We start from the raw sequence: 16,717 nt of genomic DNA on the forward strand, positions 1-16,717 counted from the left end.
GTTCTTTTTTAACGTGAAATCGCTCTTTTAAAAAGCCCCCTAAATTTCTCCCTATCTTCTGATGTAAATGGTTTTGGCCCCTTTGTACGCTTTCCGCTTTTTCGAGCCATTGCACTCAAATAACGTGTTTGTAATAATTGGTCAATGTTTTCATTTGTATAGCTATACCCATTATGGTGAAGAACCGTACACCCTTTTGCTAAACCTAGCGAAGCAAGACCATAATCTTGCGTAACGATTATATCTCCTTTTTCTGCTAACTTCATAATCCGATAATCCGCAGCATCTGCTCCAGAATCAACATAAATGGTTTCCACTCCTGATGGTTGTTCCGCATTAGAAAAATGAGAAAAGCTAGTAACAAGGATAACAGGAATTTCAGCATTCGTACCTTCAGAGATAATAATATCTTTTACCGGACAAGCATCTGCATCAACATAAATTTTCATCTTTATTTCTCCCGTAAATAAGTTCGAGTTGATGATAATGGCAGATTTAGCTTTTGTCAAACGATAAAGATGCTATACCTAAAATCATTTTAAAAAAAGTTATTCTATTAAAGGGTGGCTTTACTTGAATAAGAACAACAAAAGAATGCAAAACCAGATGTGTAAATTCATGAGTGGCAAAAATGGTCGCTTTTATGTTTTCTTGCAAATACTTGTGAAAAATGTTAATATATATAAGAATTATTTTTGTTCGGTGTAAAGGATAGTATTAGTAAAACTTTTCGTCTTGATGATCACTGAGAGCAAGGATAGTAACATAATGTGTGTTTTTACACACTAGGAGGCAACAAAAATGGAAAATGGTAAAGTAAAATGGTTTAACAGCGAAAAAGGCTTCGGATTCATCGAACGTGAAGGTGGAGAAGACGTATTCGTTCATTTCTCAGCTATTCAAGGCGAAGGTTTCAAATCTTTAGAAGAAGGTCAAGCTGTGACTTTCGATGTTGAGCAAGGTCAACGTGGAGCTCAAGCAGCTAACGTGCGTAAAGCTTAATAATAAAACCAAACTCAAGCAGGCTCTTTATAGAGTCTGTTTTTTATTTATCTTAAAAGCAAGGAACCCCACTCACGAATTCTCCTAATTACCTTTGAATAAACATTTTAAAGTGCTTTTGTAGAGAGTGGCTAAATTGTCACTCTTTTTTGGTGTAATTCAACTACCATGTAAGAACGACATTTTCTTCCCTTTTATGTGGTGAAGCCTTGCTTCATGGATGGCTAACGGGTGCTTTAGTTCAACAAGCTAAAGGCAGCAATTATAATCATTATCTTGATCTTCCGCAATCGGGCGCTTTTCTTTAATAAGAAGGCGTCTTTTTGTAATGAGTTAGATTCTAGAACAATACATTTAAGGGATTGGATTATGTTAAAGTGTATAAGAGATTGTGAAGGTTTCTACTTAAACTATAGGGTGCTTGAGTTGAACAAGGGGTTGCTGCGGCAATCCTTTTTCTTGTTCCACTAACGGGTCAGGTTAGTGGGATATGTTTGTAAACCAATTTACATCCGTTTGGGGAATTTAAATGGCAAAAGAACCATATAAAATTATGAAAGGGGGAGAGTCATAAAATGCAGATAATGAACAATTATTTTCGTGCACGTGCGAGTATGGTGTATATGATGACCAATAATGAAGTAATGAATCAAATCATTGCCTTTTACATGGACATGAATGGAATGCTCACCTTTGTGGGTTCCTACTCAACTTATGGAAGAGGTACTGGTACAAAGGAAGTTTCCACTGCAACAGCAAACGATGGCGTTGACCCCTTAGCGTCACAAGGCGCCCTAACTTTGTCCCGTGATGGACGTTTCCTACTTGCAGTTAACGCAGGCAGCCATAGTATCAGTAGTTTCATCATAACCGACAGCGGAGCACCCGTTCTAGTGGATGTAAAGCCATCAGGAGGTGCCCAGCCCAATAGCGTAGATGTGTTTGGTAATCTTGTCTATGTTTCCAATGTAGGTGATGCCGTAAACAATTTTGCATCAAATATCACTGGTTTTCACATAAGTGATAACGGAAGCCTTACTCCTATTCCTGGATCCACCCATTCTCTCAGTACCTTCAATGCGCAGCCGGCACAGGTTCTCTTCACTCCAGATGGCAGTAAAATTATTGTCTCCGAGCTTACATCAAACCATCTCAGTGTATTCCATGTAAATAAAAATGGTACGGTTACAGGACCAATCGTTAATGATTCTTACGGTCAAGGACCATTGGGCGTTTATTTTCTTTCCTCTGGAATCCTCTTAGTTACAGAAGCAGTTTCAAATGCGCTGTCATCTTATTCATTAAGCAACGACGGTATCCTTCATGTTATAAGCGGATCTGTACCAAACGGATATAAGACTGCTTGTTGGGTTGTAACAACGAGGGATGAACGTTTTGCATACATTACGAACACCTTAAGCGGCACCATCTCCACCTACCAAATCGATCCCAATGGAGCACTGTCGGTGGTAAGGCATATTACCAGTACACCGCCAGGTACAGCACCAGGTCTTCCGATGGATGTTGGAGTGAGTAAAGATGGACGGCATTTTTACACCCTTAACGGAAATCAGGGTACAGTGTCAGTATTTAATATCCAAGATGATGGTAGTCTAGTAAGATTGCAGGTTGCTGCCTGGACTAACTTTCCTTACTTTGGGTCGCAAGGTTTAGCTGTTCTTTGATTCTATTGGGTTCACCATACTGTGTGGAACAGAAAAATACAGGAGTTGCTAAAAATAAGGCTGCCGATATACTGGTGGCTTTTGTTATGAGACAACATAATTTCCAGCAAGATTGTGAAGAAATATACTTAAACAAACGGGTGCTTTAGTAAAATAACTGAGGTGCCATTTTTGTAGCTTTTTTACATTTTCCATACTCAGCAATCGGGCGCGATTGTTGAGCAACACAGGTAGAAAATGATCAAACTTTTTTATAAAACCGAAACTTAGATATGCTAGATAAGGATCCATTTTGATCAATCTTTTTTCAAAATGGATTCTTCTTATTTGCCATAAAATACGGGTTTGTGAGGTGTTTTTGATCAAACATTATTTCAAAGCAACAGTTACGTGAATTTCCAATGTTACACAAACCTCTATTTTGGGGTCATAGGTAAGTTGTTTGTAAAGTATGCAACATTTTTTTAAGTTAAATAGAAAAGTAGTTATCTGGAAAGCAAGTAGGTAAAAAATTGCTTTTTTTGTTGAACTTTGACGGGTCTTTTTATTATCAGTAGCGTTAATACTGCTAATAGAAAAAGAAAAGGGAGAGTTGAATCATGAAAGAAGCATATTTACTGTACGAGATAAACGAAATAGAGCGGGAACAGTATTTGATAGGTGAGTTTACAACATTGGAAGAAGCGAAAGAAAAAGGTGTTGCTATAGTTGGCACAAATGGATATTATGCTATTTTGAAAAAGAACAAACGACATACAAGCTTAGAATTAGGCAGACATACTGATAGCTTTTATTAACTTCCCATAACCGATGTTATACGAATAAAGGAGCTTTAGCTTAGTGTATTCGTTATATAGACAAGCTATGCGGAAACATAGCTTGTTGGACTATTTTGTGTTAGGGAGACGAGAGTTACGGAGCTTGTTTCTCTCAGTTGTCGAAACTGAATGGCTAAGTGCCACTTAGCTTATATGTAGGTCTCGCGGGGTGAGCAAAGTAAGGGACTTGCTTGGATTGATGGTACTGCCCCCTTTATTTGCCGCTCACGTTGTGGATGGTATGTTATTTTGATATGATTGTATTGGGGTATTTTGGAAAAATATAAGTAGAATAAAGGAGAATAAGGGTTATGAGGATAAAGGAATCTAAAGCGTATGATCAGGATAAGAAAACATTAAAACGATTAGGTGTTCACTTCCTGGAAGACGGAGGTATGCACATAGAAATTCGTGGCAACAAAGGTAATTATGGTGAAGCAGTAACACTTAGTAAAGAACTCGCAAACGAATTAGCGAATGATATATTAAGTAACGTTCTAAAAGAAGTGAAATAAACAGGGTTATTCTTTGAGGTGGTAGTTCATTTCAAACCAATCTGGACTGTCTCCAATGTGGAGTTTTTCTGCACGTTCTAATATAGCTTTAAAGGACGATTATGGTTGGCATAATCGTCCTTGTTGAGGATTTAATTACTTAATCGCCTTGCTAACTTTCAGCTTCTTTCCTTTGATTGTTGTATTCTCCATGGCTTGTAAGACTAGCGAGCCCTTTCCATTAAGAATATCAACATATGACAAGTTATCCTTGATTGTTATAATTCCGATATCATCTGCTGTTACCCCAGGAATTTTTGCAATAGTTCCAACGAAATCTACAGCCCGAATCTTCTTATTTTTTCCGCCGCTGAAATGGAGTTTCATGATATCTTTGTTTATTCGGGCAGTTTTATTATTTTTAACGACTCGGCGGCCGCTTATTTTTTCTTCGAAAGCGGCTTTTCCTGCAGCAACTTCCTGTTGCATCGGAGCTTTCATTGTAGGTATCTCAAAGCCAATGTATTTTTCAATTGCCTTAATAAATTTTCCTTCATAAGGTGTCGCAAACGTAATCGCTTTTCCTTTATTGCCAGCACGGCCGGTTCTTCCTGTTCGATGGACATAGCTCTCTTTTTCCATTGGAACATCATAATTGATTACAAGTGTCACATTATCAATATCAATTCCTCTCGCAGCTACATCGGTGGCCACAAGATAACGGAAATTCCCCATTTTGAAACCATCCATAACTGCAAACCGCACTTCTTGTTCTAACCTTCCATGAAGTCTTTCACAAGAATAATTAGATTTTTCCAATTCGGTAAACACTGTATCTACTTGTTCTTTGGTTCTACAAAAAATGAGACAACTTTCTGGGTTTTCAACGATCGTAACGTCTTTAAGAAGTGAAATCTTTTCTTCTTCTTTAACTTCGATTAAACTATGTTCAATTGTATCCGTCGTTAGCCCAGTAGCAGCAATCTCGATATTAATAGGATTTTTCATATATTTATGACAGAGATTTTCAACATCTTTAGGCAATGTTGCAGAAAATACCATCGTTACTCTGTTTAAAGGGAGCTCTTTTATAATCGCTTCTACTTCGTCGATAAAACCCATATTAAGCATTTCATCAGCTTCATCTATTATTAGATACTTTACTTGGTCTAAAACTAGGGTTTCTCTTTCGATATGGTCCAAGACACGTCCAGGTGTACCGACGACTACATGAGTTTTTTGTTTCAATTCTTCTTTTTGTTTTGCAAAAGGTTCTTTTCCATAAACGGCCATAGCTTTAATCCGTTTAAATCTTCCAATATTCGTTATATCTTCTCGAACTTGAACAGCAAGCTCCCTAGTTGGTGTAAGAATTAATGCCTGTGGCTTTTTTTCCTCCCATTTAATTATTTCGCAAATAGGTATACCAAAGGATGCAGTCTTGCCACTGCCTGTTTGAGATTTTACTACAAGATCTTGATTTTCCACTGCCAATGGTATTACTTCACCCTGAACCTCTGTGGGAGCTTCGTATTTTAACACAGCAAGTGCTCTTTTTATTTCATCGCTTAAATTATAATCCTCAAAACTTCTTTCACTCATGATTAACCTCGCTTTTTTGTATTATCCGACTTATATATAGGATTCTCTCAAAGAAATATCATATGCATAATCTGAATATAGTTCATTATACTTGAAATGCCAGATAAATCGGCGCTTATTTTAAATTATAAAAATTAACATACAAAACTAACTGGAATTCTGCAGCTGTCGTTTTTTGTAACGGCACGAAACTTTGGGGTGTACACCAATGGAACCCTTATTGTTTTTAATAAGTCAGTTCGACAGTTTATAGGTCAAAGTGATATTAAAGATATGTTAAAGAATGACGAAAGAATGAATAAATTCCAACGAGAGTTAGAGGTACTTCTTAAAAAGGAAAAATTGTAAAAAAAGCCCTTATCAAAAGGAGGGAACTGAAAAAGTCTCTTTCCATCCTGATTTCAGGAGGGGAAGAGACTTTTTATGCAGGGGCTTGCTTTATAGGCTTTACCATTCTTTTTACGTTTGATGCAGTAAAAAATGAAATAAGGACAGTCTGGTTGTTCTCCCGATGTGATGTGGATTCCTGTAATCATTCTGTGGGCTGGCAATAAAGTCGTTTAATTTACAATAAAGTTGTTTAAAAAAGCACGCGTTATCGTTTACAATAAATGTAATCGAACGTGTGTTTTTAATGGCCATTCTATAAAAAGGAGTGCTTTTAATGGAAAAAGAAAATCTAAAATCATATTGTGAGAATCTACCTGGTACAACACATGATTACCAAGTAGATTGGCAAGCAGACCGTTATCATGTCGGCGGAAAGATGTTTGCGATGATGGGCGGAGATTCTAAAGGAAAACCAATTATAACTTTAAAATGTGACCCAAATCGTGCTGAAGTGTTAAGAGAAACTTACGAAGGCATTATCCCCGGCTATTATATGAATAAAACACATTGGAACTCTATTTATTTTGATTCAAATCTATCTAACGATTTATTAGAAAGTTTAATTCTGCATTCATATACTTTGGTATATGAAAAATTAACCAAAAAAGTCCAAAAACAGATTATTTCGAAGTAGTATTTGGTTGAACCGCTTGTACGGTTTCCGTCCAATACGTAAATTGTATGAGTACACCTTCCTTTTCATCTTGATGTAGTTACGGATTTACATGGAGCATCATGCCTCATGTAAATCCGTTTGCTATAACAGAGAAAAATATGTATACTCTCTACAATCTAAAGAACGGGGGGAATATGGCATTACAGGTGAACTTTTAGAAAGGTGAGAAGCGCTTATTTTTTTGAGCAAATACTCCTCAGCATCTGTTACATAACGATGCTTGCTTCCATCGTAAATTCTGTATTCGCCAATTTCGAACCGGTTGTAGGTAAAAGGCATATCTCTCGCAAGTAAAGCGGTAAGGATGGTTATTCTTAACTCATTTGTTAGCTCCCAATTTCCTGCAGAGTTGCAATGTTTACAACGAAAATAACCTGTTGATTGGAGCCGTTTGTCCATTGCTCCATTATCATGTAATAAGTAAATCCTGCATAACAGAGTTTTTTACACTATTGAAAGGTATGTAGGTTTTGTACTTTCAATAAATTTACAACCACCTCTCCAATTTGTCTGCCTAATCTTAAGCCTTCATCGTTGTCTACTTTAAAATGTACGCCAGCATACAAACGAGATCGAGCACATTCTTCCATTACTTTTTTTATTCTGGGTAACTCCGGCGGAAAGAAATAACTTAATACTGCCTCTGCACATCCCGCCGCAGTAGCGTGTGCAGAAGGGTAGGATGGAAAACGGGGGGTAGACAACACAGTAGATAGGTTTCGGCCATATTGATTTGGACGTGCCACATCCCAAAGATATTTAAAAAACCATGCCATAACAAAGGCATCGTTTATAGCAGCGTGAAAATATCCTAGCACTCTGGCCGCCTTCGGTGATCCTGGTCTATACTTTTTTATTAAATTGAAAATAATAGGAGTAATTCGCTCGGTTATTTCAACTGCTCCCCAATATCGTGCGAGGTGTATTTGTTGGGAAGTTAATGATTTTAATGTTTGCTCTACAATGAATAGCTCTGTGCCCCAATCAATATCATTAGGATTTTTAATTCTCCAATTGATACGCTGCTGAAAGGGGTCTAAGAAATCATTGTCTCTTCCCCTTGAAATAAAAAACATCGGCCAATATCCTGCTTTTGGGGAACCTTTAGGGGGGATTTGCTCTCCTGGGTAAGGATGTTTTGTCCATCTTCTGTAGCTTGTTCGCATAAAGCTCAACCCCTTATAGAATGTTCTCCTTGTTTCTTATGATTAAGGGTAATAAAATATGCCAATATATTGCCCTCTATAAATATCTAAAAGGACAAGATCCTTAGAGTATGGATAGTTAAAATAACAACCAGTTATGGATGGGGATTGGATCAGTATTTGTCGGAGTTATCCTTATAGAGTTTTCTTTAATACATAGTCATTTGCAAAAGGTTGAGTGAATAAATCTTTGTTACAGCTACTATTCATTTTCTTCTTGAACGAACGGGTGCGATAGTTGAAGTTCCACGGAGTTGCTGCGGCAGCTCTTTTTTATTGTGCTAACTGGCAGTTTCTGTGGCTCCTTAGTGAAAAATAAAAGCACCACATACTATACACGTAGGACATTTATGGCAGATTTTAAAGTCCATCGATTAAGTATAGTTAACTACTAGTTAATACAATTTATACATGATAAAATGTCTAGGAGTTTAGAGTTAGGGGGCCGTAGTTAAATGAATCAGCATTGGAAAGAACAATTAGAGAAACACAGAAATAATCGTAAAGAAGAAATCCTTATTGCAGCTCAGCAATTATTTCTTGAAAGAGGATTAGGAGTTGTAAAGTTAAACGATATTGTAAAGCAGTGTGGGATTAGCAAGGTTACCTTTTATAAATATTATAAATCAATGGATGAAGTCATTTTTGCAGTACAAATGAAAATACTTCAGGAGTTTATTGAAAAGGATAAAAATTTGATGACAAAAGGAAAAAACGGATGGGAAAAAATGGAGTATGCTCTCCGGATTCAAATTGAGACTTTAAAAACTGATAAAGCTTCAGTCAGTTTCGTAGGTCTTTTTGATATGCATTATCGTGACCATTATCCCACTCCGGAATTGGAAAATGCATTTTTAGATCTTTTAAAAAAAGGTCGGTCACTCTTTAAAAACATACTCTTAGAAGGAGTTCAGGATGGATCAATTCGTAATGATATTGATATAACGACTCTGCAATTTACAATTAGCAATATAACGAGTGCGACTATTCAACGTATGGCTTTGAGAGGGGAAATTTTAAAATATGATCAAGGTATTGATCCAGACTTGATACTTGAACAGATGGTTAATATGATCCTGACATACTTAAAACCAATGAAATAAATAGAATGAAAAAAAGGATGTTGTCTTTAATTGAGATGGCATCCTTTTTTTTGTAAGATTTACAATTAATTAATAATATAAATACACTACATTTAAAAAAGATAACTATAATTCAAAGTGTATTTACCATAGGTAAACACACAGTAACACTATGTGAATAGATTAGGGGGTCAACTAACCAAAAAGGAATCTTAACAAAAATTAATCGACTGATATCATTACTAAGACTAATCAGGGCACGGAGGAGAATTAGGTATGAACATAATGGATAACCGAACATTAGAAAGTAGAACAAATTTTCGACCGATAGCGAGTTATCGAACAAAGGATGGACGAAAAATCATTGAGAACCGACTTTTTCGTTCAGGAGAACTAGCTCAATTTAATGAAGAGGATCTTCATTTTGTCCAATCTCTTGGGTTAAGTTACATTATAGATTTTCGTTCTGAAAAAGAAATTGATGTAAAACCGAACCCCATTATTAAAAATACTAATTACGTCAACATACAAGCTATTGGGGGGGCGATGAATCAAGATGAAATGATGATTGCCCTTCAGAAATTATTAGAATCTAGTCAATCAGGAGGTTTCTTAGAAAACGTCTACCGTAATTTTATAAGAGATACAACTTCTAAGAAGGCTTTTAGACAATTTATTGATTTGGCAATTGAGGCTGATGGTCGCCCATTTCTGTGGCATTGTACTGCAGGTAAAGATCGAACTGGCTTTGCTGCAGCTATCCTATTAATAATACTTGGAGTACCAATGGAGCAAATTTTTGAGGATTATTTACAAAGTAATAACAATCGAATCGAAGAGAACAAAAAAATACTGAAAATAATTAATACGATGTTTCCAAATAAAGATGAATTTGAATATCTCAAAGAATCTATGTCAGTGAAATCATCCTATCTTCAAGTGGCATTGGATGAAGCCGAGAATAGCTATGGCTCTATTGAAAACTATCTAGAAGAAGGACTTGGTGTAACAGCAGATATACGTTCACGCTTACAGCAACTTTACTTGGACCAGGAGTGAAATCATGTGCTCATATAAATTTGGAAACGTAACAAAAAACTATATTAAATCTAAAACAACAGTAGACCAAGTGGATTTAGCTAACATTTCAACAATGAGGTGGCAAAAATGAGGGTTTCTTCAAAAACCGTTTTATCCTATGGGCTGGGGAGTCTTGGGCAAAATTTAGTTTATATTTTGACTGTTAGTTATTTAATGTTATTTTATACCGATTACTTTGGGATATCAGCAGCTGCTGTAGGAACATTATTTCTTGTAGCCCGATTGTGGGATGCTTTATTGGATCCTTTTATAGGCATCATGGTAGATAATACAAAATCCAGATGGGGAAAGTTTAGGCCGTATCTTTTGCTTCCCCCCGTTATTATGGCCGGTTTTACAGTTCTTTGCTTTTTGCAGCCTAATATTAGTCCTGCCGCTAAGATCATTTACGCTTATGTAACCTATATCATGTGGGGAATGAGCTTCGGTCTGGTAGATGTTCCATATTGGTCTATGACATCCGCTATCACAGACGATCCAAAGGAAAGAACAAAAGTGGTGATGGTGCCTCGTGTAATGGCAATTATCGCTGCATTATTTGTAAGCGTCTTTACCTTACCGCTTGTTAAAGCATTAAACAGTTGGGTCCTTGTCAGCGCGATCTATGCTGTATTATGTATCGGCTTCTTCTGGATTACGTTTTTCAATGTAAAAGAACAAGTAACAGTAGCGCAAAACGAAAAGTTTACGTTCAAAGATGCTTTTCGTGTAATTAAATCGAATCAGCCGCTTCTGCTGTTGTTGTTGACAATGTTAATGGAAGACATAGTAACAAAATTCCGCGGTGCTTTCGGTATCTACTATTTCAAATATTATTTACATGCAGAAAATCTTTTCCCTATCTTTTCTTTGGTGAGCATAGTGCCAGTATTAATAGGAGGCCTGTTAGCACCGATGATTTCGAAGCGCTTAGGGAAAAAGAAAACTACTATTATTGGAATTATTGGTTACGGTGTGGAGCATATTGCTTTATTCTTTGTAGGCAAAAGTATGATTCCGTTCTTTACACTAAATATTCTAGGTGGTTTGTTTTTTGGTATAGCGACGATTACAATGAGTGCTATGATTGCTGATTGTGTGGAATACGGGGAATGGAAAACTGGAAAACGGGCAGAGGGAACGGTATTTTCTACTAACACCTTCCGCTCTAAATTCGCAGGAGCGATTGGCGGAGGAATAGGAGCTTATGCGCTTTCTGGTATTGGTTACATCCCTAATCAAACTCAAACAGGTACAACGATGGTTTGGATGCAGTTGTTTTTTACGCTTATTCCAGGAATTTTGCTGCTTATCTCTGTTATACCGCTTATGAAATATCAGTTAACAGAAGGGTTCTATGAAAAAATCCTATCTGAAATAAAAATTAGACGAAAGAGTTATACGACTGAATTTAAGAATGATGTAAAAGCGCAATAAGAGCTGATGATTCCGGCTTGTATTAAAAAACATACAAATCAGGGGGAGCAAACATGATTAATTTAAGAGAAAATCCTTTCTATCTAACAGATCAAGATATTGCATGGGTGAACGAAACCTTATCCTCTATGACGACTGAAGAAAAAGTCGGTCAATTGTTCTGCCTGCACGGTATAGATAAGGATGAAAAGAAATTGAAAGAAATAATCGAGACATTTAAGCCTGGTGGGTTTATGTTTAGGCCAGACAAAGGAAAGGCAATTCAAGAGGTTCATCGTTTTTTACAAGAGCAATCCGCTATCCCTCTTCTTCTTGCGGCAAACCTAGAAGCCGGAGGAAATGGCATTGCATTAGACGGGACAGCAGTGGCGAATCCCATGCAGGCAGCAGCAACAGGAAACACAGAAATTGCCTACAAGTTAGGGGAGATTGCAGCTAAAGAGGGCAGTGCTGTCGGCTGTAACTGGTCGTTTGCACCTGTAGTAGATATTGATATAAATTTTCGAAATCCGATTACCAACATTCGTACCTTTGGATCAGATGCTTCCACAGTTTTAACAATGAGCAAAGCGTATGTACAAGCCTTGCAAGAAAACGGACTAGCGGCATCCATCAAACATTTTCCAGGAGACGGTGTGGATGAAAGAGATCACCATCTGGTGACTTCTGTTAACTCTCTCTCTGTAGAGGAGTGGGATCGTACCTATGGTATTATTTATAAGGAATTAATTGAGGCAGGTACAAAAACGATTATGCCTGGACATATTATGCTCCCTCATTATTCCAGAAAGCTTCGTCCTGATATTAAGGAAGAGGAAATAATGCCGGCGACTCTATCTAAAGAATTGTTACAGGATTTACTAAGGGAACAACTGCAATTTAATGGTGTTATTGTCTCTGACTCTACCATGATGGCTGGGTTCGCAATGGCAAAAAATCGAGAAGAGGCCGTTCCTTTAACAATCGAAGCGGGCTGTGATGTTTTCCTCTTTAACCGAGATGTACAAGAGGACTTTGAATTTATGATGAGGGGTCTTGAAAATGGACTGCTGACGATGGAGAGAGTTGAGGAAGCAGCCACGAGAGTGTTGGCCTTAAAAGCATCTCTTGGCCTTCATAAAAAAGAAGCCGCTGCGATCATTCCGAGAAAAGAGGAGCTCAAGGTACTCGGCTGTCAAGAGCATAAGCAGTGGGCATCCATTGCAGCAGATGAATCTATTACCCTGGTAAAAGATACAAAACAATTACTGCCAATATCTGCTGATCAACATCGGAGAGTTTTGTTAATTCCTGTAGAGGGCATAAACTCTCAGTTAAAAGCAGAGGGCTTCTACTCAAAATCCTACGCTGAAAGCTTTGCAGATAAGCTGCGAACAAATGGGTATGAGGTGGTTATCTTTGACCCAAATCAAAATCCAGGAGCGTCATTTATGGCGCCTGTGTACACAATGAAAGAACAATTTGACCTTGTTATTTATTTAGCGAACCTTCCTACCGTTAGCGTAAAGCCGACTTTGCGTCTGCAGTGGTCGCCATTGCTTTCGGGCGACTTACCATGGTTCATTCAGGAAGTGCCTACTATTTTCATTTCTTTGGCTAATCCATATCATTTATTCGATATTCCGAGAGTCCCTGTCATGATCAACTGCTATCACGCAAACGAAAACATTATTGAATATCTTTATAAGAAGTTAACGGGGGAATCCGAATTTAAAGGAAAGAGTCCTGTAGATCCGTTTTGTGGATGTTGGGATACGCAGTTTTAACCAATGATGTGTTATTTTAGTGAAGAAAGTTGTACTCAAAAACGAAAAAAAATGAGCGAAGTCACAATAGCTGTCTTCGACGATACATGCGGCAACCTTATTCAGATAGTGCAGCAGTAACTTTATGTAGAAATAGATGTAACCTAGTTCTAAACGACTTTATTGGTGTGTTTTTAAGTTGGGTGAAGTGTTTTTATCAACAATTAAACAACTTTATGTTAACCCTGTCCTAATTCTAGGACGGGGCTATACATGTTTAAGGTTTAAAGATAAATGACATTGTTCTCATTCTGCAATAGAAATGTGCCTTTGTGAATAAGTTCACTTAAACTAAAGGGTGCGATTGTTTAAGATGTCGGCTGTCAAATTGGCAGCCTTTTTTGGTTGTTCCACTAACGGGGCGGTTAGTTGAAGAAGGGAATTAAAAAGAGGATGCAGTGCAAACTGTATCCTCTAATCTTTTGCTGCACGCAGTATAGTCCGTTGTAGGTTCAGCTACAAAATAATCTGGGATTGAGGGCTTAAAGATTTATCGATCTAAATCTAAACGTCTTTAGTTATATCATACTTTAACAATTGTCGATGCTTATAAAATTTCTCAAAAATAATACCCATTAAATAGAAAAATAACAAACCAAAACAAATGTGAATGAGTGTAAATTTAACTCCAAATGAAGCAAATTCATATACAATAACCGGTAATTTTGCAGTTGTCCAGACTCCTAAAAAAAATACAATATAGCGTATGCTTGCTCCTTTTTTTAATAAAAGTGCCGCAATTGGAAAAGCTACGTAGAGGGGACCAGCTGCAATTACTCCTAATAATAGGGAGAACAAAATGCCATAGATGCCGGATTTCCTCCCCATATATCTAATTAGTGTTTCTTTCTCCACCCATTTGTCAAGCAAACCTACGAATATTAAGACAGGAGGGAGTAGAAACAGCATATCTAAAATGCTTTTTCCTGTTAATTGAAATGCGTTCCATCCCACCGATTGGTTTATAAAGGTAAGGATAATGAGCCCAAATAATAAAATGAAAAAGAAACGATACCTTTTTAATTCATTCATCCCATCACCACCCAAATAATATATGAAAATATTAGAGACATTACCACTGCAGATACGTTGCGAGAATAGGCAAAACTTCGCCCAAATATCTTTTGTTCCATAGGTAAAGTTGTGATTCCTACGGACATTAATGTAGACATTAATACAGCTACTTGAGGGAGTCCTGCACCATTTTGGACTAATGTATGTCCAAGAGGAAATACAACAAAGCTTGGAACTAGTGCAATAGATCCAATTAATGCTGAATAAACAATACCTGTCAATCCAGATTTTTCTCCAATGATTGAAGAAATTAAGGATGGAGTTAATATAGATAGTGATAGTCCAACGAAAAGCATAATTGATAACATGTCAGGTATAATAGTACGAAAGCTTTTCCATGACTTTAATAGAGCATCTCTTGTTTTATTTCGATCTTTTATAAAAGAAATACTGAGAAGAATAATAGCCATAGCGTAAAGGATAGCACCATTAATCATGGCTAGACTCCTTCCATTCTTTGTATTTATTTAAGAAAAATGATAGGTTCTTCATTTTTTCTTCGATATCTATTTGAAAATCTTCTAATTTTCTTTTTCCAACTGTAGTAATTTTGTACATTTTTATCAGCTTATCTTGATCAGATGTGTCCAAATAAGACTCAACAGCACCTTCTTTCTCTAATGTTTTTAATGTGCGATATAAGATGGCACTATCAATTGGATTGATGGGAAGCTCTTCTTCACATTTCTGCAGAAGTTTCCCTCCATAGCTATCTCCCTCTGTTAAAAACAGCAGAAGAAATGCACCTGTATGTCTCCCTGTATGTTTCATGAAATATATAACCTCCTAATTTAAATGTAAAATTTTTTTCGGTAACACCTTACTGTTAATAACAGTATACTGTCATCGACAGTAATATGTCACTGACAGTATGTCCTTTTTTAAAAATTTTTTGTTCAATTTTTCAGTTCAGCTTTCGTAGGGTTAGTTGGATGGTGGCTTAAGAATGGAATGACAGTTCCATCTCGTGTGATGGCAGAACAAGCGGGGATATTGTTTAAGAGGAATCTATAGTTATCTCCTATGAAATAAACTCCCTTATAATTTAGAATGACAGAAACAAATTGATGGTTTAAGAATTTTGTCTTTCACTGATTTAATAAGAAATTAGCATGTGAAGGATTGCCCTTAAACAAACGGGTGCGTTTCTACAATTAGCGGGGACGCTTTTTCACTAACGGGGCAGCTTAATGGAATAAAGAATTGATCAAAGGAGAAGGGAAATTCTTCTCCTTTTGTATTTTTTGAATTAATAGAAAAGTGAAATTGTTCACGGGATTTAAACAACAAATAAATTAAAATGAATTTTAGTTATTCAGCTAAGGTTGTTTCATTAAAAACACATATTTTAGTTAATCAAAAGACGTAAAGGGGGAAAGAACGATGAAAAAAAATGACTTACCTATTGTATATTCATGCTCTGGATGTTCATCGGCTGCACAAACTGCTAACATGATTGCTATAAAAATGGATCGAGAAAAATTAGCTGAAATGTCCTGTATCGCTGGTGTTGGAGGGGATGTCAAACCACTTGTCAGAACAGCAAAATCAGGAAGAGTTATCATTGCAATTGATGGTTGTCCCTTATCCTGTTGCAAAAGTTCTTTAAATAGGCATGAAGTTCAGCCCAAACATCATTTTGTACTTTCTGAATTTGATGTACCAAAGATAAATGGTAAAGACCCCGACCCTAACCTTTATATAAGTGCATACAAACGTATTTTGGAACTTGTTAATAATCATTCTTAATCGTTGATTTTATTTCTGAACGACATTATGGGGTCAAGAATATTGTTTAGTAGGAATTTTTATCATAAATTAGGCGAGAATACCCCCACTTCAAGCGTGTGAATGGTGTGTAACGGTAAGTGGGGGATGAATCGCCTTCGCACAAGAGATAGGCACGTTCCATCTCTATTGTCTGATATGTAAAAATTTTGAAAATATATAGAACATACGTTTTATTAGTGGTAAAATGAGGAATAGACAGGAGGTGAATCTATGATTCGAGCGAAACGAGTCTATTTCCAAACCTCAAAGACAAACCTGCAGCGATTGTTTGCCTGCAACCGCGAGTCCGCCAAAGTATGGAATGATTGTTTGCGTCACGCAAAGACGTATCATCTACAACATAACGGAAAATGGATCAACAAGTCTACCCTCCAAGCACTAACAAAAGGAAACTACCACTTACATTCTCAAAGCATACAAGCTGTATTTGAAAAGTACTTGTTCGCCAGAGATGCCACAAGAGCTGCTCTCCAAAAAGGAATCAAAACCGCCAAATATCCCTACAAACAAAAGAAACACTATAATACGAAATGGAAGAAAGACGGCTTTTCCGTGAAAGAGAATGGCACCATTCAT

At 36.9% G+C, this 16,717-nt stretch carries 16 protein-coding genes and 3 pseudogenes; 13 read left to right on the forward strand and 6 right to left on the reverse strand.

The features are described 5' to 3' along the window. Positions 1-8: 8 nt before the first annotated feature. Positions 9-449 (reverse strand): YaiI/YqxD family protein, encoded by a 441-nt coding sequence (locus tag H540_RS0118145; RefSeq protein ID WP_028399682.1) that lies wholly within the window; start codon positions 447-449, stop codon positions 9-11. A 352-nt stretch (positions 450-801) separates the two neighbouring features. On the opposite strand from H540_RS0118145, the gene H540_RS0118150 reads away from it, so the two are divergent. The 4 genes from H540_RS0118150 (at position 802) to H540_RS0118165 (ending at position 4,020) form a co-directional block, all read left to right on the forward strand. After that, entirely contained in the window at positions 802-1,002 is a 201-nt protein-coding gene (locus tag H540_RS0118150; RefSeq protein WP_028401851.1) for a cold-shock protein, read from the forward strand. A 575-nt stretch (positions 1,003-1,577) separates the two neighbouring features. Next, positions 1,578-2,687: a lactonase family protein gene (locus H540_RS0118155; RefSeq protein WP_028401852.1), complete on the forward strand. Its 1,110-nt coding sequence runs from the start codon at positions 1,578-1,580 to the stop codon at positions 2,685-2,687. Between the two features lie 599 nt (positions 2,688-3,286). Then, complete coding sequence (locus H540_RS0118160) at positions 3,287-3,484, forward strand: hypothetical protein (RefSeq protein ID WP_028401853.1); 198 nt, start codon at positions 3,287-3,289, stop codon at positions 3,482-3,484. A gap of 332 nt (positions 3,485-3,816) precedes the next feature. Next, complete coding sequence (locus H540_RS0118165; protein WP_028401854.1) at positions 3,817-4,020, forward strand: hypothetical protein; 204 nt, start codon at positions 3,817-3,819, stop codon at positions 4,018-4,020. A 135-nt stretch (positions 4,021-4,155) separates the two neighbouring features. On the opposite strand, the gene H540_RS0118170 is transcribed toward H540_RS0118165, so the two are convergent. Continuing rightward, positions 4,156-5,601, reverse strand: coding sequence for a DEAD/DEAH box helicase (locus H540_RS0118170; RefSeq protein WP_028401855.1), 1,446 nt, complete (start codon positions 5,599-5,601; stop codon positions 4,156-4,158). A gap of 664 nt (positions 5,602-6,265) precedes the next feature. Here H540_RS0118170 and H540_RS0118175 point away from each other — a divergent pair. Then, complete coding sequence (locus tag H540_RS0118175; RefSeq protein ID WP_028401856.1) at positions 6,266-6,625, forward strand: MmcQ/YjbR family DNA-binding protein; 360 nt, start codon at positions 6,266-6,268, stop codon at positions 6,623-6,625. A gap of 491 nt (positions 6,626-7,116) precedes the next feature. Here H540_RS0118175 and H540_RS0118180 read toward each other — a convergent pair whose 3' ends face one another. Continuing rightward, entirely contained in the window at positions 7,117-7,833 is a 717-nt protein-coding gene (locus H540_RS0118180) for a vanadium-dependent haloperoxidase (protein WP_028401857.1), read from the reverse strand. 494 nt (positions 7,834-8,327) lie between these two features. Between H540_RS0118180 and H540_RS0118185 the strand changes: the two genes are divergently transcribed. The 5 genes and pseudogenes from H540_RS0118185 to H540_RS33350 form a co-directional block, all read left to right on the forward strand. After that, positions 8,328-8,975, forward strand: coding sequence for a TetR/AcrR family transcriptional regulator (locus H540_RS0118185; protein WP_028401858.1), 648 nt, complete (start codon positions 8,328-8,330; stop codon positions 8,973-8,975). 255 nt (positions 8,976-9,230) lie between these two features. Further along, positions 9,231-10,013 (forward strand): tyrosine-protein phosphatase, encoded by a 783-nt coding sequence (locus tag H540_RS0118190; protein WP_028401859.1) that lies wholly within the window; start codon positions 9,231-9,233, stop codon positions 10,011-10,013. 108 nt (positions 10,014-10,121) lie between these two features. Next, positions 10,122-11,471 (forward strand): glycoside-pentoside-hexuronide (GPH):cation symporter, encoded by a 1,350-nt coding sequence (locus H540_RS30170; RefSeq protein ID WP_051317177.1) that lies wholly within the window; start codon positions 10,122-10,124, stop codon positions 11,469-11,471. A 53-nt stretch (positions 11,472-11,524) separates the two neighbouring features. Further along, complete coding sequence (locus H540_RS0118205) at positions 11,525-13,237, forward strand: glycoside hydrolase family 3 protein (RefSeq protein ID WP_028401860.1); 1,713 nt, start codon at positions 11,525-11,527, stop codon at positions 13,235-13,237. Between the two features lie 48 nt (positions 13,238-13,285). Next, positions 13,286-13,357: pseudogene (locus tag H540_RS33350) on the forward strand (VOC family protein); the annotation flags it as partial. A 423-nt stretch (positions 13,358-13,780) separates the two neighbouring features. Here H540_RS33350 and H540_RS0118210 read toward each other — a convergent pair. The 3 genes from H540_RS0118210 to H540_RS0118220 are packed head-to-tail and all read right to left on the reverse strand — an operon-like array spanning position 13,781 to position 15,121. Then, the gene (locus H540_RS0118210; protein ID WP_028401861.1) at positions 13,781-14,308 is read right to left on the reverse strand and encodes a permease; all 528 of its coding nucleotides are present in this window, start codon (positions 14,306-14,308) and stop codon (positions 13,781-13,783) included. Continuing rightward, positions 14,305-14,787, reverse strand: a complete 483-nt coding sequence (locus H540_RS0118215) for a hypothetical protein (protein ID WP_028401862.1) — start codon at positions 14,785-14,787, stop codon at positions 14,305-14,307. The genes H540_RS0118210 and H540_RS0118215 overlap by 4 nt, the downstream gene beginning before the upstream one ends. After that, the gene (locus tag H540_RS0118220) at positions 14,780-15,121 is read right to left on the reverse strand and encodes a PadR family transcriptional regulator (protein ID WP_028401863.1); all 342 of its coding nucleotides are present in this window, start codon (positions 15,119-15,121) and stop codon (positions 14,780-14,782) included. The genes H540_RS0118215 and H540_RS0118220 overlap by 8 nt, the downstream gene beginning before the upstream one ends. Positions 15,122-15,247: 126 nt before the next feature. On the opposite strand from H540_RS0118220, the pseudogene H540_RS35240 reads away from it, so the two are divergent. The 3 genes and pseudogenes from H540_RS35240 to H540_RS0118230 all read left to right on the forward strand — a co-directional run. Further along, a pseudogene (locus tag H540_RS35240) lies at positions 15,248-15,364 on the forward strand (TetR-like C-terminal domain-containing protein); the annotation flags it as partial. A 369-nt stretch (positions 15,365-15,733) separates the two neighbouring features. Further along, positions 15,734-16,099: a putative zinc-binding protein gene (locus H540_RS0118225; RefSeq protein WP_028401864.1), complete on the forward strand. Its 366-nt coding sequence runs from the start codon at positions 15,734-15,736 to the stop codon at positions 16,097-16,099. Between the two features lie 252 nt (positions 16,100-16,351). Then, positions 16,352-16,717: pseudogene (locus H540_RS0118230) on the forward strand (RNA-guided endonuclease InsQ/TnpB family protein); the annotation flags it as partial.

Origin of the sequence: Ectobacillus panaciterrae DSM 19096 (genome assembly GCF_000430785.1) — a bacterium.
Classification (GTDB): domain Bacteria; phylum Bacillota; class Bacilli; order Bacillales; family Bacillaceae_G; genus Ectobacillus; species Ectobacillus panaciterrae.